General features: G+C 68.1%; 17 protein-coding genes. 5 read left to right on the plus strand and 12 right to left on the minus strand.

What is annotated here, in order from left to right:
* Positions 1-338: 338 nt before the first annotated feature.
* From C8K30_RS19315 to C8K30_RS19360, 10 genes are all read right to left on the minus strand, one after another.
* Positions 339-680 carry a type II toxin-antitoxin system PemK/MazF family toxin gene (locus tag C8K30_RS19315; protein WP_304590811.1) on the minus strand — a complete coding sequence of 114 codons (342 nt, stop codon included), beginning with the start codon at positions 678-680 and terminating at the stop codon, positions 339-341.
* Complete coding sequence (locus C8K30_RS19320; RefSeq protein ID WP_108494539.1) at positions 677-925, minus strand: ribbon-helix-helix protein, CopG family; 249 nt, start codon at positions 923-925, stop codon at positions 677-679. The genes C8K30_RS19315 and C8K30_RS19320 overlap by 4 nt, the downstream gene beginning before the upstream one ends.
* 441 nt (positions 926-1,366) lie before the next feature.
* Positions 1,367-2,281 carry a pyridoxal 5'-phosphate synthase lyase subunit PdxS gene (pdxS, locus tag C8K30_RS19325; protein WP_108494540.1) on the minus strand — a complete coding sequence of 305 codons (915 nt, stop codon included), beginning with the start codon at positions 2,279-2,281 and terminating at the stop codon, positions 1,367-1,369.
* Positions 2,282-2,440: 159 nt separating this feature from the next.
* Positions 2,441-3,028: a hypothetical protein gene (locus tag C8K30_RS19330; protein ID WP_108494541.1), complete on the minus strand. Its 588-nt coding sequence runs from the start codon at positions 3,026-3,028 to the stop codon at positions 2,441-2,443.
* Positions 3,025-4,260, minus strand: coding sequence for a glycosyltransferase family 4 protein (locus C8K30_RS19335; RefSeq protein WP_108494542.1), 1,236 nt, complete (start codon positions 4,258-4,260; stop codon positions 3,025-3,027). The genes C8K30_RS19330 and C8K30_RS19335 overlap by 4 nt, the downstream gene beginning before the upstream one ends.
* Positions 4,257-5,210 (minus strand): phosphatidylinositol mannoside acyltransferase, encoded by a 954-nt coding sequence (locus C8K30_RS19340; RefSeq protein ID WP_108494543.1) that lies wholly within the window; start codon positions 5,208-5,210, stop codon positions 4,257-4,259. The genes C8K30_RS19335 and C8K30_RS19340 overlap by 4 nt, the downstream gene beginning before the upstream one ends.
* Positions 5,210-5,866, minus strand: coding sequence for a phosphatidylinositol phosphate synthase (gene pgsA, locus C8K30_RS19345; protein ID WP_199230577.1), 657 nt, complete (start codon positions 5,864-5,866; stop codon positions 5,210-5,212). Before pgsA ends, C8K30_RS19340 begins: the two co-directional genes overlap by 1 nt.
* Positions 5,866-6,432: an HIT domain-containing protein gene (locus tag C8K30_RS19350; protein WP_108494544.1), complete on the minus strand. Its 567-nt coding sequence runs from the start codon at positions 6,430-6,432 to the stop codon at positions 5,866-5,868. The genes pgsA and C8K30_RS19350 overlap by 1 nt, the downstream gene beginning before the upstream one ends.
* Positions 6,432-8,471 carry a threonine--tRNA ligase gene (gene thrS / locus C8K30_RS19355; RefSeq protein WP_369940510.1) on the minus strand — a complete coding sequence of 680 codons (2,040 nt, stop codon included), beginning with the start codon at positions 8,469-8,471 and terminating at the stop codon, positions 6,432-6,434. The genes C8K30_RS19350 and thrS overlap by 1 nt, the downstream gene beginning before the upstream one ends.
* Positions 8,472-8,599: 128 nt before the next feature.
* Positions 8,600-8,785, minus strand: a complete 186-nt coding sequence (locus C8K30_RS19360; protein ID WP_108494545.1) for a hypothetical protein — start codon at positions 8,783-8,785, stop codon at positions 8,600-8,602.
* Positions 8,786-8,962: 177 nt separating this feature from the next.
* Between C8K30_RS19360 and C8K30_RS19365 the strand changes: the two genes are divergently transcribed.
* The 5 genes from C8K30_RS19365 (at position 8,963) to C8K30_RS19385 (ending at position 16,671) form a co-directional block, all read left to right on the plus strand.
* Complete coding sequence (locus tag C8K30_RS19365) at positions 8,963-10,738, plus strand: sodium:proton antiporter (RefSeq protein ID WP_108494546.1); 1,776 nt, start codon at positions 8,963-8,965, stop codon at positions 10,736-10,738.
* A gap of 9 nt (positions 10,739-10,747) precedes the next feature.
* Complete coding sequence (locus tag C8K30_RS19370) at positions 10,748-11,446, plus strand: tyrosine-protein phosphatase (RefSeq protein WP_108494547.1); 699 nt, start codon at positions 10,748-10,750, stop codon at positions 11,444-11,446.
* A 955-nt stretch (positions 11,447-12,401) separates the two neighbouring features.
* Positions 12,402-14,174: an AAA family ATPase gene (locus C8K30_RS19375; protein ID WP_158281059.1), complete on the plus strand. Its 1,773-nt coding sequence runs from the start codon at positions 12,402-12,404 to the stop codon at positions 14,172-14,174.
* Between the two features lie 579 nt (positions 14,175-14,753).
* Positions 14,754-15,764, plus strand: coding sequence for an STAS-like domain-containing protein (locus C8K30_RS19380; RefSeq protein WP_158281060.1), 1,011 nt, complete (start codon positions 14,754-14,756; stop codon positions 15,762-15,764).
* A 454-nt stretch (positions 15,765-16,218) separates the two neighbouring features.
* Positions 16,219-16,671 (plus strand): hypothetical protein, encoded by a 453-nt coding sequence (locus C8K30_RS19385; protein WP_146197529.1) that lies wholly within the window; start codon positions 16,219-16,221, stop codon positions 16,669-16,671.
* Between the two features lie 185 nt (positions 16,672-16,856).
* On the opposite strand, the gene C8K30_RS19390 is transcribed toward C8K30_RS19385, so the two are convergent.
* On the minus strand, positions 16,857-18,893 hold the full coding sequence (locus C8K30_RS19390) for an SIR2 family protein (protein WP_158281061.1): 2,037 nt from the start codon (positions 18,891-18,893) through the stop codon (positions 16,857-16,859).
* Between the two features lie 503 nt (positions 18,894-19,396).
* Positions 19,397-20,599: an HAD family hydrolase gene (locus tag C8K30_RS19395; protein ID WP_108494552.1), complete on the minus strand. Its 1,203-nt coding sequence runs from the start codon at positions 20,597-20,599 to the stop codon at positions 19,397-19,399.
* Positions 20,600-20,616: the final 17 nt, after the last annotated feature.

The following is a 20,616-nucleotide window of genomic DNA, read 5'->3' on the forward strand; positions in this document are numbered from 1 at the left end:
ACCGGCAAGATCGGTCATGCTTGAGCGCTGATAGAACCAGGTACCCCCGCAGTCGTCGGGCCGACCCTGACCTTGATTCAGCAGGCGTCCGGAGACCGTTATCGGACGGGTTATGGCTCTGCCAAACCTGCTGAATGGTCGTTTTGCCGCATGAGTCGTGGTCGTTCTGCCGCACGCCCAATGGTCCTTCTGCCGCACGCCCAATGGTCGTTCTGCCGCACGCCCAATGGTCGTTCTGCCGCACACCCTATGGTCGTTCTGCCAGGCACATCTCATCAGGCGCACACATCAGGGTGCGCAGAAGGGCAGACTCCATCGCCCGGCCAGCAGGTCGACCGTCACAAGTCCACGACTCGTCGAAGGCCGGTGTCGACGGCGTCCATCAGGTTCTCGGGAAGCATGACGCCAGTGGGCTCGATGTCAGTACGATCCACGGTCATCGGCTGGGACACGTTGACGACCGAGTCCTTCGGCAGCCCGGACGCCAAGGCCGGCAGGAACACGTTGCCAGGATGCCGCGCAAGGGCGGTGTTGGAGGTGATCGGCAGGACGACGACGGTAGCAATGCGGGACTTGTTGTACTGATCGGATTGCACGACGACGGCAGGTCGCCGCTTGGCTGGAGCGCTGCCCCGGGGTTCTCCGAAATCGACCCAGCACACCTCTGCGCGCCGGATCACCACTCGTCCGAGGCCTCGACCAGGCGCGCGTTCGCAGCACGGCGAAACTCGACGGCGTCGTCACCGGGCTGCCCGATGGCGTCGATCGCGTCGTCGATCTGCGCGGTCAGGTCTGCACCGGTCAGCTCGTCGGCGTAGTGCTCAGCGGCACGCCGATAGAACTCCGACCGCGTCATCCCGTGCTTCTGAGCAATGTGGTCGAAGCGCTCCGCCGTGTGGTCCGGGAGGCTGATCGCTGTCTTCATGAATCAACGGTATAACTTTTTCTACCGCACCACCAGGGGGCAGCATCGAGCTAGCCGGCACGACGTACCGTTCGGAAGTCGCCCTGGAGATCGGCGGCAAACTCTGCATCTGCGAGTGATACGGAGAGGCACCGCGCCCGAGCAGCCCCGCTTCTCTGCAATCCAAACCCGCTGTTCTGCAGAAACCAAGTCGCTGTTCTGCAGAGCCCAAGTCGCTGTTCTGCACCATGGGACGCCGATTTTGCACGATTCGGACGGCCGCCGCAGGGTCGACCACTGACCTTGGTTCAGAAGGCGCCAGACGGCCGTTATCGGACGAGTTATGGCTCTGCCCGAGCCTACTGAACCCGAGCCAGCCACGGCCCTAGGTGACCCACCTTGGCCTAGGAAGCAGAAAGGCCCCGCGGACTCGATGTCCGCAGGGCCTTTCGACGGCCTAGCTCACCAGCCGCGCTCGGCCAGCCGCACCGGTGCCGGCTCCTCCTCGACGTTGATGCCCACCATCGCCTCGCCCAGACCGCGCGAGACCTTGGCGACCACGTCGGCGTCGTCGAAGAACGTGGTGGCCTTGACGATGGCCTCGGCGCGAGCGGCCGGGTTGCCGGACTTGAAGATGCCCGAGCCGACGAAGACGCCCTCGGCGCCGAGCTGCATCATCATCGCGGCGTCCGCCGGGGTGGCGATGCCGCCCGCGGTGAACAGCACGACGGGCAGCTTGCCGGTGGTCGCGATCTCCTTGACCAGCTCGTACGGCGCCTGCAGCTCCTTGGCGGCGACGAACAGCTCGTCCTCCGGCAGGGACGTGAGGCGGCGGATCTGCTGGCGGATCTGGCGCATGTGCGTGGTCGCGTTCGAGACGTCGCCGGTGCCGGCCTCGCCCTTCGAGCGGATCATCGCGGCGCCCTCGGTGATGCGGCGCAGCGCCTCGCCCAGGTTCGTCGCACCGCACACGAACGGCACGGTGAAGTTCCACTTCTCGATGTGGTTGGCGTAGTCCGCGGGGGTCAGCACCTCGGACTCGTCGATGTAGTCGACGCCGAGCGACTGCAGCACCTGCGCCTCGACGAAGTGCCCGATGCGCGCCTTCGCCATCACGGGGATCGAGACGGCCTCGATGATGCCGTCGATCATGTCGGGGTCGCTCATGCGCGACACGCCGCCCTGCGCACGGATGTCCGCGGGCACCCGCTCCAGGGCCATGACGGCCACCGCACCCGCGTCCTCGGCGATCTTCGCCTGGTCGGGCGTGACGACGTCCATGATGACGCCGCCCTTGAGCATCTCGGCCATGCCGCGCTTCACGCGCGCGGTGCCGACCGTACCCACGGTGTTCTCGCCGGTCACGGATTCAGTCACGGTTACCTCGCATAGTTCTCGCCGGTGGGATCGACGGGGTCGTTCCGGGCGCGGTCGGCGCCCTACCTAATCTTATCGCCCACCCAGACCCGCCCGGCCCGCCCTGCCAGGCCCCGCCCGCCGCCCGCCACCCGCACAGCGGTCACCCACGCACAGCGGTCACCCACCGTTGGGCTCCAGGCCGTGCGGCAGGGCGTCGTCGAACTCCACCGTGCGCGGCATCGGGGCGCGACCGGCCAGGTAGAACAGCCGCACGTACCAGAGCCGGCGCACCCGCCGGGTCTGCGCCACGGCCTCGTTGTGGAAGCGGCGGGCCAGTGTCACCCGGTACCAGGCGGCCGCCAGGCCCGTCATCACCTCGGCCGACGGTCCGGCCCGCAGGTCCCGCACGGTCTCCGGCGCGCCCAGCGTCTCCCGCAGCGTAGCCGTGAGCCCGGACTCGGCCCGCTCGCGGTCCGCGCCCAGCCCGTCCATCTTCAGCGCGGCGGCGGGCGACGTGACGGCCCCGGCGTCCGACGCCGTGTACGCGGCGTCGGCGACCAGCACAGCGCTCGCGGGATCCAGCGCGCCCGACGTCGCCAGCTCCACCGCCGCCGAGGCGCGCCGCAGGAGCTGCGCGTCGAGCGCGATCCGCGAAGCGGCGACCTTGCGGTGCAGCCGGTCCAGGCGGGACGCGCCCTGCCAGGCGAACACGAGGCCGATCGCCACTGCCGCCAGCGCCACGAGGGCCATCTCGGACCAGGTCATCCGTCACCTCGTACCCGGCGCGGGAACAGCCCCATGATGCGCCCCACGACGTCGTCGGCGATCGCGTCGCCGGCGTCGAGCGTCATCTCGTACACGGCGAGCACCTGCTCGGTCACGCTCGACCAGTCGAACCGCTGGACCCACTCGGCGGCGTGGGTGCGGTAGGCATCCCTGCGTGCCGGGTCGGCGAGCAGGCTCAGCACGGTGGCGGCGAGGTCCGCGGGGTCGCCGTTGCGGAACAGGGCACCGGCGGCACCGTCGTCCAGGACCCGCTGGAAGGCGCCCAGGTCGCTGGCCACCACGACGGACCCGGCGCTCATCGCCTCCACGAGCACGATGCCGAAGCTCTCCCCGCCGGTCTGCGGTGCGACGTACAGGTCGGCGGACGCCAGCAGGGCCGCCTTGTCGGCGTCGGACACACCGCCCAGGAACTCGACGGACGAGGCCAGCTCCCCCAGCGCCCCCCGGGTCTCGGCGACGATGCCGTTCCCGCGCCCGGCCACCAGGAACCGCGTGCCGGGCATGCGCTCCAGGATCGCGGGGATCGCCTGCACCAGGACGTTCAGGCCCTTGCGCGGCTCGTCGAGCCGGCCGAGGAACGCGACCGTCGGCGCCTCGGGTGTCCCGGTCCACTCGGGCCGCCGGGCGCTGCTCGCGAACACCTGCGTGTATACCCCGTTCGGGATCACCACTGCGTCGCCGCCGAGGTGGTCCACCAGGGTGCGGCGCGCGTCCTCGGACACGGCGATGCGCGCCGCGATCTTCTCCAGCGACTGCCGCACCAGCGGGTAGGCCACCTGCAGCGCCCGCGAGCGCACCTGCGAGGTGTGGAAGGTGGCGACGACGGGCTCGGTGGCCTGCCACAGCGCGAGCATCGACAGGGACGGCACCATCGGTTCGTGCAGGTGGACGATGTCGTAGGGGTGGCCGTCGATGCCGCCCTCCAGCCAGCGGCGCACCCGGGTGGCGGTCAGCGGCCCGAAGGTGAGCCGCGCAACCGACCCGTTGTAGGGCACGGGCACTGCCCGGCCGGCGGCGGTGACGACGTCGGGCAGCTCAGTGTCGTCGCTGGAGGGGGCGAGCACCGAGACCTCGTGCCCGGCGGCCTGCAGCGCCTGGGCGAGGTCGCGCACGTGGAACTGGACGCCCCCGGGTGCATCGAACGAGTAGGGGCAGACGAGGCCGACACGCAGCGTGCGGTGGCCGCGCCGCCGGGGCCGGGTGCTCCTCACCCGTCCCGCCGCCCGCGGGCCCCGTTCTGCCGGGCGGGGCCCAGGTCCGCGACGAACACGCGCTGCAGCATGTGCCAGTCGTGGGTGTGCTCGACGATCGTCCGCGCCAGCTGGTCCACCCAGCCCTGCGTGAGGAGGCGCACCTGCTCGTCGCGCGGCAGCCCGGCGTCGGGCACGGGCAGGGGCGGGCAGAACCGGATGACGATCCCCCACGGCGTCCCGGCCGCCCGACGGCGGGCGCCGTGCAGCCGCTCGTAGGTGATCCCCACGCCGTGCACGGGGATGCCGGCGTCCAGGCCGAGCAGCGCGGGTCCGGCCGCGACCCGGGCGCGGTGCCCCGCGAGGTCGACCTCGACGCCGGTCGAGGTGAGGTCGCGGTCGCTGAGCAGCGGGATGAGCTTGTGGCCCTCCTTGGCCCCGCGGACCAGGGCGCCGAGCGTGTCGCCGTTGCCCAGGGCGAGGACGTCGATGCCGAGCGAGCCGCGGAACCGCAGGAACTCCTCGAACAGTTCCTCGGGCTTGAGCCGTTCGGCCACGGTGAGCACGCTCGCGAGGTACTGGGAGCCGTACGCGCCGGCCAGGTCCCAGTTGCCGAGGTGGCCCAGGGCGAGCGAGGCCGCGCCGCCGCCGTCGACCGCGGGCCGTACGTGCTGGTCGTAACCCTCCACGCGCACGCGCGCCCGCAGCCGCTCCGGGGTGAGGCCCTGGAGGGTGAACGCCTCGCGGAAGTAGCGCATGTAGCTGCGCATGCCGGCCCGGGACAGCCGCCGGACCGCCGCGGCGTCCAGGTCCGGCCGGACCCGCGCGTAGTTGTCCTCCATGCGGCGCACGCCCTTGGTGCGCCGCAGCCAGGTGATGTCGGCCACCGCGGTGAACAGGCCCCGGAGCACGGGCTCCGGGATCTTCGTGGCGTGCCGCCACGCGAACGTGTACGCGGCAGCAACGTTCATCAGGCCTCCTGACCCGCCGGCGGGGCCTCGGGCTGGTCGAATCCCCGCCGCAGGAGCTGGGCCCGCACGGTGGCCATGCGCTGGAACACGGTCACCAGGCTCGCCAGGGCCAGCAGCGTGAGCACCACCTCCAGCACCACGACCGGCAGTCCGACCTGCATGAACGTGAACGGGACGAGCGCGACCAGGAGCCGGTCGGCCCGTTCGGCGATGCCGACCTGCGCGGTCGCCCCGACGCTCTCGGCCCGGGCCCGCGCGTAGGGGACCACGCTGCCCAGCACCAGGCAGGCGAGCGCGACGGCGATGCCCCACAGGCCGTGGTGCTCGTCGGGGTGCAGCACGAACCAGAGGGTGATCCCGGCGAACACCGCGCCGTCGGCCACACGGTCCATCGTGGAGTCGAGGAACGCGCCCCACGGGCCGGAGCGCCCGGCCATGCGCGCCATCACCCCGTCGAGCGAGTCGAAGAGGACGAAGAAGCCGATCAGGAGCCCGCCCACGAGCGTGTGCCCCATGGGCACCAGCGTCAGGGCGAGCGTGGTGACCACTACCGTGCCGGCGATGGTCACGGCGTCGGGCGAGACCCGCAACGCGAGCAGCAGCCTGGCCAGGGGCGTGAACAGCCTGGTCATGAAGGAGCGCAGGCCCCGTAGCATCAGTTCTCCTCTCCGCCTCCCGCGGTCTCCCACGCCTCGGCGAGCCGACGGCGGGTGTCCGCCAGCAGCTCTGGCAACGCCTTGGTCTGGCCCACGACGGGCAGGAAGTTGGCGTCGCCCAGCCAGCGCGGCACGACGTGCTGGTGCAGGTGCGCCGCGATGCCCGCGCCTGCAACCTCGCCCTGGTTGATACCTAGATTGAAGCCTGCCGGGGCGTTGACGGCGCGCGACACGCGCATGGCCTGCTGAGTCATCTCCGCGAGCTCGACCGTTTCGGCGCCGTCGAGGTCCGTGTAGTCCGACACGTGGCGGTACGGGAGCACCATCATGTGCCCCGAGTTGTACGGGTACAGGTTCAGCACCACGTAGCACCGCTCGCCGCGGGCGACGACGAGGCCCTGCTCGTCGTCGCCCTGCGGGATGCGGCAGAACGGGCACTGCTGGGTGGTCCCGTCGACGGGCTTGTCCTGCCCGCCGATGTAGACCATGCGGTGCGGCGTCCAGAGCCGCTGCAGGCCGTCCTCGGGCGGGCCGAAGTCCGCGGCGTCCTGGACGGTGTGCTCCATCAGGCCTGCTGCGCCCGCTCGGCCACTGCCGCCACGATCCGCTCGACGGCGTCCGCGACCGGCACGCCGTTCTCCTGCGTGCCGTCGCGGAACCGGAACGACACGGCGCCCGCCTCGACGTCCTCCCCGCCCGCGATGAGCACGAACGGGACCTTCTCCTTGGACGCGTTGCGGATCTTCTTGCCGAACCGGTCGTCCGAGAGGTCGATCTCGGCGCGGATGCCGCGGGCGCGCAGCTGGGCGACGACGTCCTTGAGGTAGTCGTCGAACGCGTCGGCGACGGGCACCGCGAGGACCTGGACGGGCGCGAGCCACGCCGGGAACTGACCCGCGTAGTGCTCGATGAGCACGCCCATGAACCGCTCGATGGAGCCGAACTTGGCGGAGTGGATCATCACCGGCTGCTGCCGGGTGCCGTCGGCGGCCGTGTACTCCAGGCCGAAGCCCTTGGGCTGGTTGAAGTCGTACTGCACCGTGCCCATCTGCCAGGTCCGGCCGATGGCGTCCTTGGCCTGCACGGAGATCTTCGGGCCGTAGAACGCCGCGCCGCCCGGGTCGGCCACCAGCTCCAGGCCGGTCTCGCGCCCGACCTCCTCGAGGATCTTCGTGGCGGCGGACCAGTCGTCCTCGGAGCCGACGAACTTGTCGGGCTTGGAGTCGTCGCGCGTGGACAGCTCCAGGTAGAAGTCGTCCAGGCCGAAGTCGCGCAGCACGCTGAGCATGAAGTCCAGCAGGTGCTTGACCTCCGCCGGCGCCTGCTCGGGCGTCACGTAGGAGTGCGAGTCGTCCTGGGTCAGGCCGCGCACCCTCGTGAGGCCCTGCACGACGCCGGACTTCTCGTACCGGTACACCGACCCGAACTCGAACAGGCGCAGCGGCAGCTCGCGGTAGGAGCGCCCGCGCGAGGCGAAGATCAGGTTGTGCATCGGGCAGTTCATTGCCTTGAGCCGGTACTTGGACCCCTCCAGGTCCATCTCCGGGAACATGGTGTCCGCGTAGTACGGCAGGTGGCCCGAGGTGTGGAACAGGCCGTCCTTGGTGATGTGCGGCGTACCGACGTAGGAGAAGCCCTCCTCGATGTGCCGCTGGCGGACGTAGTCCTCCATGACCCGCTTGATCACGCCACCCTTGGGGTGGAACAGCGGCAGGCCGGAGCCGACCTCGTCGTGGAAGCTGAACAGGTCCATCTCGGAGCCGATGCGGCGGTGGTCGCGGCGCTCGGCCTCGGCCAGCCGCTCCAGGTGCGCCTTGAGCTCGTCCTTGGAGGGCCACGCCGTGCCGTAGACGCGCTGCAGCATCGGGTTCTTCTCGCTGCCGCGCCAGTACGCGGCGGCGCTGCGCATCAGCTGCACGCCGTTGCCGATCAGGCGGGTGCTGGGCAGGTGCGGCCCGCGGCACAGGTCGCTCCAGACCACGGTCTCGCTCTCGCGGCCCGCGCCCCGGACGTTGTCGTAGATGGTCAGCTCGGCGCCGCCCACCTCGACGTTCTCGCCGTTCTCGTCAGCGCCGTCGTCGCTGGAACCGCCCTTGAGGCCGATCAGCTCGAGCTTGTAGGGCTCGTTCGCCAGCTCGGCGCGCGCCTCGTCCTCGGTGACGACCCGACGGCGGAACGTCTGGCCCTCCTTGATGATGCGGGCCATGACCTTGTCGAGGGACTTGAGGTCCTCGGGCGTGAACGGCGTCTCGACGTCGAAGTCGTAGTAGAAGCCGTCCGTCACGGGCGGGCCGATGCCCAGCTTCGCGTCCGGGTTGACCTGCTGCACCGCCTGCGCCAGCACGTGCGCGGCGCTGTGCCGCAGCACGGCCAGGCCGTCCGGCTCGCCGACGGTCACGGGCTCGACCTTGTGCCCGGCCGGGATCTCCCGGTCGAGGTCCCACAGCTCGCCGTCCACCCGCACGACGACGACGTCGCGGCGCTCGCCGTACAGCTCGACGCCGGTGGTCGTGGCCGTGGTCGTCGTCGCCTCCGTGGAGTTCTGCGCCAGGGACTCGCCACCGGCGAGGTTGAGGGGGCTGGGCGGCGATGCGACGTCGGACACAGGAGTGCTCCTTGGGGGCGGAAGTCAAAATGGATCGAGGGGCCCCGTCCGCGCGGACGGTGCCCCTCGATCGTACCGATTCACTGCCGGTCCTGTACCCGCGGTCGCACCGCAGGAGGATCGTCGGCTCAGCTCTGGCCGAAGTCCTTGGCCTTGTCACCCAGTGCGTCGATCGCGCCGTCCGCCTGGTCGGGCGCGAGCTCCTTGAGCTTGTCGGTGGCAGCGTCGACGTTCTCGTCGGTGAGCTGCTCCTTCGCCTTCGCGATGTTGTCCGGGTCGGTCACGAACTCCTTGGCCTTGTCAAAAAGCCCCATGTTCGACTCCTCTCGACTCAGGCACACGAGGTGCGCCCCCTGCTCGGCGACGGGGTTCCGCCACCAGGCGAGAACCTACGCGCACCCCGCAGCGGCCGCACGGCAGAACCGGACCAAACCGGGTGATCCAGGTCACCGAATCCGGCGGACGCCGCCGGCGTCTCGTACCGTCAGCCCGTGGAGTACCTGACCATCGCCGTCGCCGCGGCAGCCCTGATCATCGCCGTCACCGCGCTCGCGCCCCGCGCCGGCGTCGCCTCCCCCCTGGTCCTGGTGGTGCTCGGTGCCGGGGTGAGCCTGCTGCCGTGGGTGCCGGCGATCGAGGTGCCGCCCGAGCTGATCCTCGGCGGGGTGCTGCCGCCGCTGCTGTACTCCGCCGCCGTCGGCCTGCCGTCGATGGACTTCCGGCGCGACTTCACGGCCATCGGCGGCCTCTCCGTGACGCTCGTGGTGATCAGCTCCGTGCTGGTCGGGCTGCTCTTCCGGGTGCTGGTCCCCGGGATCGACCTGGCCACGGCCATCGCCCTGGGCGCGATCGTCAGCCCGACCGACGCCGTCGCGACCTCCATCGTGAAGCGGCTCGGGGCGTCCCCGCGCACCGTCACGATGCTCGAGGGCGAGTCCCTGCTCAACGACGCCTCCGCCCTCGTGCTGCTGCGGTCGGCGATCGCGGCGACGGCGGCGACGGTCAGCCTGTGGGAGGTCGTGGGCGACTTCGCGTTCGCGGCGGGTGTGGCCGTCGCGATCGGCGTGCCCGTCGGCTGGCTGGGCCTGCGGGTGCGCAGGCGGGTGCAGCACTCCGCCCTGAGCACCGCCATGTCGTTCGTCGTCCCGTTCGCCGCGTACCTGCCGGCCGAGGAGCTGGGCGCGTCGGGGCTGGTCGCGGTGGTCGCGGCGGGCCTCGTGACCGGCAACGGGTCGGCGCGGCACCTGCGGCCCCAGGACCGGATAGCCGAACGGTCCAACTGGCACACCGTCGAGCTGCTGCTCGAGGGCGCGGTCTTCCTCGCGATGGGGATCCAGCTCTTCGACCTGATCGAGGACGCGGAGCAGGGCAGCGGCTCGGTCTGGCAGGCCGCCGTCCTCGCCGCGATAGCGAGCGCCGCGGTGCTCGCGGTGCGGACCGCGTTCGTGACGCCGCTGGTCGCCATCCAGGCCCGCCGGGCGCGGCGCGGCGAGGCCATGCGGGAGACCCTCACGGGCATCCAGGACCGCCTCGACCAGCGGGTCGCCGCGGCCCCGCCCCCGGCCGCCGAGCCAGACGACGGCAAGCCCTCCGAGGGCAAGGGGTGGCGCTCGACCGCCGCCCGCCTGGAACGGATCCAGGGCACGCTGCGGCGCCGGACCGCCGACATCGACTACGACCTCGCCAAGCCGCTCGGCTGGCGCGAGGGCACCCTGCTGGTATGGGCGGGCATGCGCGGCGTGGTGACGCTCGCCGCCGCGCAGACCCTGCCCGCGGACACCCCGGACCGGTCGTTCCTGATCCTGGTGGCCTTCGGCGTCGCGTTCGGCACGCTCCTCGTCCAGGGCAGCACCCTGCCGTGGGTGACGCGGCGGCTCGGGCTGGTCGGGCAGGACACGAACGGCGACCTGCCCGCCCTGCGGCGCGAGACCGAGCAGGCGGCGCGCGCCTTCCTCGACGATCCCCGCCGCCCGGACGGCACGCCGTACGACGGCGGGGTGGTCGCCCGGGTGCGCAAGGACACGCTCCGGGAGCACGAGTCGCAGGACGAAGACGCGATCCTCACCAAGGAACGCTTCATCCAGTACCGGGAGCTGCGGCTGGCGACGATCGCGGCCCAGCGCGAGGAGCTGCTCGCCGCCCGCTCCGCCGGCACCTACGACTCCGCCCAGCTCGGCAACGCCCTGGACCTGCTGGACGCCGAGCAGATCGCCGTCGAGATGCGCAAGGGCAAGATCCCGGTACGCGACGACGACCCGGAGCGATAGCCTCCCGGCGTGACGGATTACGCACCGCTCCACCTCGACTGGCCGGGCTGCCTCAACACGCGTGACCTGGGCGGACTCCCGCTCACGGGCGGCGGCACCGTCCGCGAGCGGGTCCTGGTCCGCTCCGACTCCCCGAACTTCCTGACCGACGACGGCGTCGCCGCCGCAACGGCCTACGGCCTGTCGCGGATCATCGACCTGCGCCGCCCGGACGAGACAGGTCCGTACCCGAGCCGGCTGGCGGGCCTCCCCGCGCACCTGCATCTGCCGGTGCAGGGACCCGGCGACCCCGAAGAGGGGCCCTGGGTCCACCTGTACACGGGGCTGCTCGACCGGCGGCCCGAGCTGTTCGCACGCGCCGTCGCGGCCGTCGCGGACGCGCCCGAGGGCCCCGTGCTGGTGCACTGCGCCGCAGGGAAGGACCGCACCGGCCTGGTGGTGGCGCTCGCGCTCGTGCTCGTCGGGGCGGACGTCGACGCCGTCGCCGACGACTACGAGCTCACCAACGAGAGGCTCGCTCCCCGGTACGCCGGGCTGGCGGCCGAGCGCGAGATCCCCAGCGGGCGCGAGATCCCGCCCACGCGGCACGTCATCCTCGGGGCGCTGGAGCACCTGCGCACGCAGCACGGTTCGGTCGAGGCGTACCTCGCCCGTGGTGGGCTCACCCCGGGACACGTGCGGGCGCTGCGCGGGCGGCTGGTCGGCTAGGTCCGCCGTCGGGCGCCGCGTCGGTGCGGCGCCGAACCGCACGCTACGGGTCGATCCAGCCGAGCCCCGGCGCCGAACCGCAAGCCGCGAGTCGATCGGGCCGCGTACCGGCGTCGAACCGCAAGGCACAGGTCGACCCAGCCAAGCTCCCGCGCCGAACCGCAAGCCACGAGTCGATCGGGCCGCATACCGGCGTCGAACCGCAAGGCACAGGTCGATCCAGCCAAGCTCCCGCGCCGAATCGCAACTTGGAGTTCGATCCCTGGGTCGAGCCGAAGGGTGATCGGCAATCAGGCGCCGGACGGACGTGCGGCTTGCGGTTCGGCGGCGCGATCGACGACCGGCTTGCGACGGCGCGGCCCGGATCCGGACACACATTTCTGCCGCTAACCCGGCCTCTGGCACCGGGGCGCCAGGGTCCGCCGTCGGGAACGGCGAAGGCCCCGGACCGTGGTCCGGGGCCTTTTCGGTGGGCGATACTGGGATCGAACTGTTCCAGTACCGGCTCTCACCTGCAACGACAGTGTCTCTGAGCCAAACGTGGGACCGCAGTGGGACTGGGGTCTTCGCAGGTCGGCGGGCCGTGCAGATCATGCTGTCACAGGCCGGGGACGTCGAAGCGGGTGCAACGACGTCCGGCAACGATCTTACGGTTCAGGCCCCAGGTTGGCGAAACGCGGAACACAGCATCTTCCTTCAGGTGCATGGCTGTCTATGGCGGCGGTGGGTTCTACGACTGCATGTCGACGTGGAACGACTCCATCGCGCGTCGAGCAGATCGCGCCGCCCTGCCCGCCTTGACGCTCCCGCGGCGCAGAAGGCTCGGGCGTTCCCTTCTGTGGTCCTCGATTGTGCGGCACGAATATGCAACCCCACTCGGTCTCGGTTTGCCGACGATGTCAGAGGCGGGTGCAATGCTTCTGCTGGACGAGGTTCCGACAACGAAGGGAACGACGTGGGGCCACAGTACGAGCCGCTTCTGCCGGGGATCGCGTTTGGCGGCTACCGGTCTTTCGCGAAGAGCCAGAAATTCCTGTTCCCGACAAAGGTCACGGTTCTGGCGGGCGTGAACAACAGCGGCAAGTCGAACGTCCTGAGGTTCCTCCAGGATGTGCTCCCCACGCTCGGCGGTCGCCGAGAACGCCAGCGCATGCAGATGCAGGCCCCGACACTTTCCGACCTAGATCGTCCTCGGGGGTTTGAGGGTGCCGCGACTTTCGAGATCGGCTTCCCGACCACCCTCAGTCCCGCCGGCACAGACTCTCCACAGGTGCTGGCGCGTGAGGCACATCGCCAACAAAGCCTTCCTGCGTACCAGAACGCCGTGATGAGGATGCTGTCTGACGACGGCCTGGTCTACTGGTCGCGATACGCGACTGGTGACGGTGCCACACCCTCGCCCTCGGCGGACTCCGTGGGGACGGCAATGGCGCTATGGCCCGACTACTCGGCGACGTTCAGGAATGTTCTCGACGTCCTCGGCGGTGGGACCGTGGAAGAACGTGATGTGATGACTCGGCTCCTGGAGTCGATCCCGATCCCACTTGTTCCCACGGTCGTCACCATCGCTGGGTCTCGGCGAGTCGAGGCCAAAGAAGGAGACCCCGACTGGAGCTCAGGCCAGGGAATCATTGGGGCGCTCGCCAAACTTCAGAACCCGACACACGGCGACTGGGAGCAGTCACAGTCGAGCTGGCAGGCGATCAACCGATTCGTACAGACCGTTCTTGGTGACACCGACGTGCGCCTTAACGTCCCGCACGACCTCTCGACGATCCAGGTGGCGACGGCTCAGCGCGTTCTCCCGCTCAGCAACCTCGGGAGCGGCGTCGAGCAAGTCGTCGTGCTTGCCGCGGCAGCGACCGTGGTTTCGAAGACGTTGGTCTGCGTCGAGGAGCCGGAGACCAACCTCCATCCATTGCTGCAGAAGAAGTTGCTGCGATACCTCACCGACGAGACGGACAACCAGTACGTCATCGCGACGCACTCCTCGCACTTCCTGGATGACTCTCGCGCCACGGCCTACAACGTCCGGCTGACGGTGGAGGGAACGCAAGCTCAGGTCGCCAGGCGGCAGCACGAACTGGTTCAGATCTGCAACGACCTCGGATATCGTCCATCCGACCTGCAGCAAGCGAACTGCGTGATCTGGGTGGAGGGCCCGTCCGACCGCACGTACGTCCGCCGATGGCTCGAGTTGGTCGACCCGGTTCTCGCCGAGGGTATCGACTACAGCGTGATGTTCTACGGCGGCCGCCTCCTCTCGCATCTCAGCGTTAGCGAGGGGGCCCTGAACGACTTCATCAGCCTTCGGCGCCTGAACCAGGTCGGCGCGGTCCTAATCGACTCGGACAGGACCGGGCCGAGGAAGCGCATCAACGCAACGAAGCAACGAATCTGCTTGGAGTTCAGTGAGGGCGAACCCGCGCCCGGTCTCGCCTGGGTCACCGACGGGTACACGGTCGAGAACTACATCCCTGCCGATGTACTCACGAAGGCGGTCGGCCAGATCCATCCGACGACCGCCTTCGAATCCGGTGACAAGTGGACGAACCCGTTTCCCAAGCGCGAGAAGGGTGCACAATTCGACAAGATCGCGATCGCGCAGGCGGTGGCCGAGCTCTTGGAACCGCGGCACCTCGACGTCCGCGACCTTCGTAAGCAGGTCACGGCCCTGCGTGACTTCATCCGCACGGCGAACGGCCACTCGATCGCGCCAGCGCAATGAGCAAGGTTTGTGGCCACGTGTAGGAACTTCTCGAAGATCCACGGTTGCCCGGCGGAGCCTGCCACCACCCGTTCCTGCTCGTGCTGATGGTGGCGACTCTCTTCGGACTGCTCCGGTAGCAAGACAATGGGGCCCAGTTCGCAGGAGCCGGTACGAGCGTCATCCGCTCGATGCACGCTCGGATCCACTCGCTGAAGCGTCATACAACATGGGTGGTCCACAGAGCTACCGCGGGTGAACTTGGCTCGCACCTGGGTGAACTCGCGTCCCGCTGCCACCGAGCGCGTAGGCAGAACCACCTTTGTCAGGTAACTTCCGGACAAGGCTATGCTGTCCCCGGACGGTCGATCCCTTAGGTTGAATGTGACAGATCCTACGAACACTCACGCCCACATTAAGATTGACTATCTCAACTCGACTACCGCAACCAACACCCTGATTCGTACCTGGCGAACGCTTCGGGACGGCGCCCACGTCGTGGTCGACTTGAGCACAACGGAACGCATTTACCCGAACGGCACCGTCCCACTGGCTGCAACGATCGCATACTTGAACAGCGTCCGGCCAGGATCAGTAGTCGTGGACGTCGGTGAGCAATCGAAATTGCATCACATTCAGTCACCACTTACGGTCCAGGGATTCGATCGCAGCCTGGGACATACCCGAACCAACTCGGTGTGGGTCTATCGATCTGAAGTCGAGGCTCAACAACTCGCGAACGATTTGATTGAATTCTTGGCCGATAACGTTCCTTGCGAAGAAGGTGTCATCGACACGTTGAATTGGTGCCTCTATGAGGTAATGGACAACGTATTTCAACACAGCCAGGCCGAATCCGGATTCGTGATGATGCAACTCCACCGGACTCAGCGCCTGTGCGTCATCGGCGTTGCCGACACTGGAATCGGAATCCAGAAATCCCTGGTAACCTCCGCGTCAATCCCCCGGCCAGAATTGAAGGACGCTGGACTTGCGATTGCAAAGGCACTCGAGCAGGGTGTGACGAGCAAGGTGCGGCTCAACCAGGGCAACGGACTCTTCGGTCTCCGGCGGGCAGTCGAGCTCAACGGTGGGTCCCTATCCGTTCGTTCCGGACGGGGCACGTGGCAGTTGCAGAAAGGCGCTGTTGAGCACTCACACACCCCCTCAACTCCCGTGCCCGAAGCCGAGAATCACCAGGCGACGCTCGTTGACTGGCGGCTTGAATGTGCCAAGAGGGTACGAATCGACGAGGCGCTCGGCGGATCGTACGCGCCGATTAATGAATTTCTTGAATCCATCGAGGATCCAGAAGGCGCATATAGAGTTCCCGTGGTGGACATCGAGCGCGCTCTCGGATCTCGCAAACTGGGAGCCGAGATCCGCACACGTCTTGAGAACTATCTCCGGGCGGGCGCGCGCTATATCGTCCTCGATTTCAAAGGCGTCGGAGTCATTTCTTCCAGCTTCGCGGATGAAGTGCTAGCCAAGCTCGCAGAGTCCATGGGTGAGTTGGAGTTCCGCCGTCGCATCTATGTTGACAGCGCCTCGATCACGAACCGAGGTCTTATCGATCGGGCTATTGCACTGCGGTTGGGCCAATCTCCGTAACAGGCCGCGGCACCCGCTCCATCGCACGCACCGTGTCGCTCACCGAAGCTCCGGGCGCGCCAGCGTCGGGATGGTGGAATCCCGCAGGGCATCGGCCCCGCAAGCTCGCCGTCGGGATGGGACTGCTGCACTTGGGCTGAGGCACCCCCACCAGCCCCAGCCCTGCAGCACGTCGTCCGTGCTGTCAAGATTTCTGGGGCCGTCCCTGTGCCGATCACGCACGCAATGGGTGAATCTACATCTTCACCCGCCGTCTCTGCGGAGGGGCACCCATGCAGCAAATAGCATCAAACATGCGCCGAACGGCCGAGCGGTCCGAGGCGGATGGGCTGCGCGGATACATCCGTGAACACAGGAGGTTCAGGTGCGCATACGAACGCTCATCGCCAGAACTACCCTCATCGTTATGGCACTTAGCGGGTGCTCCGGCGGTGGGGAGCCAGCCAGCCCAGTTGTGACCAGTTCGGCGAAAACAGCTACCTCTCCTGCACAGCCCGAGACGGCAACGCCGGAGCAGTTGGCATCGATCATCGCCGGCAACGAGACCGACTGGCGCGAGACGATCGACGGCGCGGGCGAGTGCAGGATGCTCTGGGTCGTTCCGTCGGATGACGCAGCGGTTCAGGCAAATGCCTTCTCGTGCTATCTGCGAGAGCAGACAATCGTCCTTTCCACCGGCAATGCGGCACGGGACCTACGTGAGCTGGCACCGCCGAACGACATGCGGAGCACCTACGACGAGACGCTGAGCGCGCTCGACGAGATCAGCAGCGTGGATCTCACTGGAGTGTGCGGGGAGGACTCGGTCCCTGCGGATTCCGACGAGTGCATCCAGACGCTCGGCACACTGTTCGCGGCCTACAACGGCTTCGAGAGCGTGCTCGACCAGTGGAAGCCCTACATTTAGGGCTCTTGGAGTCCGGGCCAGGCATACCCCGCTCGGACACTCGGGATCAGGACTTCTATACCCAGGAAAAGATCGACGGCCCCAGTTCCAGGGCCTCAACCAGCAGACAGAACTGTCCGCGGGCTTGATCGAGCGCCGCGAGCGCTCCACTATGCGACTCGGTGCGTCACGATACGCTCAATCGGTCAGAACTTGGGCTTCTCAGCCGTGTCGACCCAAATGTATCGGGGCAATCTGGAAATCGGGATGGTATTACCTCGCCCGTGTTGTGCCAACATCGATTGCTCTGCGCGTTGGCATCCCAACCGCCCAACAGCTAGAGACACGGCCTCCAGCGCTGCGCCCAGATTGTCGGCGTTGCCGATGCCCGCAACTACCAGAGGATGTTGATTGGGCGCGCGGCGCACGTCGGAGAGCAGTCGTTCTACAGTCGGTGCCGCTACGGGCTTGTCGATCGGCTGGCGGGACCGCACATGGACGCCGACCGGGTTGACACGGTCAGCAATCGCACTGAGTGCGAGCCCTTCATCCTCCTCCACTTCACGGACGTTCTGAGCTGCGTGTGTGCGTGCTGGCCCCTCATTGGCGTGCATCATGTCACCGCGCGCGTTCGCGAGATCTCGCCGCTTGGATTCTAGACTGCTGCGCAGGCTGGCTATCTCGGGAATAGTCAATAGGTCGTTGACCATCGCGAGGATATCTGCCAGCTCCCAGGCTTCCTCGTAGGCGCGGGCTCCGAATGCGAGGTGCTCGACAAATATAGGTTTCAGCACCTCAAGCGCCTCTGCTGACGGGGTGTTCCTCCCGGCGAAGCCGCGAGCCGCCAGGAGTTGGTGTCCCAACGTCGCGCCGTCAGGTGTCTCGCGTTCTGAGCTTGCGCGAAGCAACTGCAGGGAGAGTTCGAAGCGCCTTGCAGCCACCGAGGCAACGAGTGCGGCCTGGAACAAGAGCGTTCCGCACAATCGAGGGAGCTTCAACAGCTGGTCGCTGCCACCATCGCTCCGGTCGAGGGAAAGGCGGCGCAGGTCGTCGAACCACCAATGATCGGTCGAATCGTCGCCCCAGTATGCGGCCGAAGCCACAAGAGCGGCGGGGACAAGTGCCGCTTCGGTGAGTCGGTCGACGATTTGGCCGAGAGGTACGGACTCCAACTCGTTGATCGGCCGGGAAAGGTCCGGGTTCTCCTGCAGGCGCGTCAGCTCAGTTCGGAGTCGGTCGTGCGTACTGATGGCAACCTGTCGTTTGCCGAGATCGCGCTTCGTGGCGGCCACTGCCTCGGTCACGCTCAGGGGATGGCGAGCTTGTCGGTCTGCGATCGCGTCGACCGCGTCTGCGAGTCGACCGACTGTCTCGTCCGCGGGGCCCCTCACCTGTACAAACCGTCGCCGGTTCGCCAGGTCGGTTGCCTTCTGCTTGAGCTCAGCGAGGTCGAACCAGTACGACGGATAGCGCTCCAGGAGATCAGCGTCAAGAACGGCTCGCAGGGCAACGTCGTACTCGGCCGACCAGCCGACGGCCAACAGGGCGTAGTCGTTGAGAACGTTCTTGAGGAACGCCCGCAGTCCGTCGTCGTAAACAGCAAGCTCAGTGGTCGTGTTTCGCATCGCGGTCGGGGTCAAGTAGTCACCGTGCAGGTGGACGACAACGGCCCGCAGGGTGTGCAGTGGCGCCAGGCCGGACAGGTCCTCGACGGAGCGAGCGACGACGGGCTCAATCCCTTCGTCACGGAGTGCCTTCTCCATCAAGTGATCGAAGTTCAGCGTCAGGAACACTCGCAACTGGTTCGACTTTGCAAGGCGGGCTAGCGCCTTGTGGGCCCCGCTCGGCTGCGGTGCCTCGTGGTCCGCGTTCAACGTCTCTGGCTCGAAAAACTCCCGCAGCAACGCCTGTCGAGCGTGCTGTGTCGGCGCGAGCGTCTCCAGGAGGGATTCATAGGTTGCCTCGACGCCGTGTTGATTCTGGTACCACTCGTGAGGCTCGGAGATCTCATCCATGACCCCTTCAGCCCGCGCCACTCTACGAATGAGTTCTTCCTGCACGCCCCACGCAGACGGCACCTTGGCCGAAATCGAGACGCCCGCACCGAGAAGCACAGCATGGGAGCCGGGCGTTGCGTCCAAAATGCTTGCCAGCGTCAGCACTGGGTCGAACGAACTGCCCAAGGGTCGCTGCAACTGGTTCTCGACCGGCTCTGTCTGCACTGCGGATGCTCCGTTCATCATGGGCCCATCGATAGCATGTCGCTCTCCCGACCGTCCGATAAAGGTCGGGTGAACTTGCATGCCGCACCTCAGCATCCACCGTTCGCGTTGGGCGTCATCGTGTCCCCGTGTCCCCCACCCTCCGGTCAGGGCCGGACGGTCACTCAGACTTGAATCGCCGTCCACTCACAGCTTGTGCATTAGGTGTGTCGCCCTTACCAGAGCGGTCCGCGGGACCCGCTGCCCATCCGCTCGACTGCACCACGCAACCGTGTCAGTCGCGTCGCCGCGTCGTCAGTCACGTGCTGTGCGTCGCGCGGTGGTGCGTCGGCGCACGGGTGCTGGCTGGCTCGGTCCTGCCGGTGCCGGGGCGACGCGAGGCTGGGTCCCCCCAACCAGCCCAAGGGGCCACCATCCCTCGGGAGGGATGGTGGCCCCTTGGTTTCTACCCGCCGGAGCGGGCTTGCGGCTGGGCGGGTATGCGGGGTCTGGGGCTGCCCAGCCGCAAGATCGTTGGCGAGCAGCTACAGGCCGCTCAGGGGCAGTTCGAAACCGGCGGGGCCCCCGCCGGTGACGCTGCGCCACTGCGCACGGCGTCGGCCCTCGATCCCACGGGGATACGGCAGTTCGGCCTCCAGCGCGGCGGTTTCGATCGCGCGCATGGTGGTCCCGACTCCGGACGCGATCGGCCCGTGCCCAACCCACTGACCGTCCTGGACCGTCCCGGCTTCACACCGGGCGAGGTACGGGCCGGTCCCGTGCCAGACCCGGAGGACCACCGGACCGGGCGCGGTCCGCTCAGCGGTCGCAAGCTGCGCGGCCAGCGGCGACAGTTCATCGCCCACAACCGGGACCAGGGAAGTCAGAACAGGTATGGCCCCGGCCTGTTCGATCGTGCCGGTGGTCTGATCCGCGGTGCTGCGCACAATCGCAGGGGCCTGTCCCATCGCCACCGACCGTTCCGCCCAGGCCAGCATGTCCAGATCGTTCACGCCGTCGCCGACCGCCACCGTCCGCTCAGCGAGCACCTTCAGGTGAACACGCACTGCTTCGAGAGCGACGGCCTTGTTCACGCCCGGTGCGGTGACGTCGAGCCAGTTCGCCCCCTGCGGTGTGACCGTGGCACCGGTAGCGCGAAGCGTGTCTGTGTACCGACGGATCCCGGGTGCAGTGAACGCGATACGGGTCGACGGCTGGACCATCAGGCTGTCCATCGGCACGATCTTCTGCTGCCCGTTCAGCTCGCTCGGCTCGAACCCGCCGCTGGTACGCCACCCCCGCCCGACATCTTCGACCGCCGCCCGCACGCCTGGAGCCACATCCAGGGCGCGACGGATCACCGATGCGGGATCGAAGGTCCGGGCCTCGACGACGTCGTATCCCGAAGGTGCAGCCGGGTCCAGGCGAACCGTCACGGCACCGTTCGAACACACGGCCCACTCGGTCGTGAGGCCCAGCCGCGTCGCGATCGGCAGCAGCCCCGCCAGAGATCTGCCCGAGGCCAGCACGATCTTGTGCCCGGCAGCGCGGGCCAGATCCAGAGCCTCGACCGTCCCGGATGGGATCCGACCGCCGCTGTCCACCAGCGTGCCGTCGATGTCGAGCGCGACCAGCGTTCGTGCGTGGTCGGTTATCGCCTGGGCTGATCGGTCCGACGTGTCGGACCGTAGCGACACGTCACGACTCGCGGCCCGAGCTTCAATGTCCTGCTTGGCGAATGGCGGCATGGACACAGACTCGCCGG

Source organism: Promicromonospora sp. AC04 (assembly GCF_003058225.1).
Classification (GTDB): domain Bacteria; phylum Actinomycetota; class Actinomycetes; order Actinomycetales; family Cellulomonadaceae; genus Promicromonospora.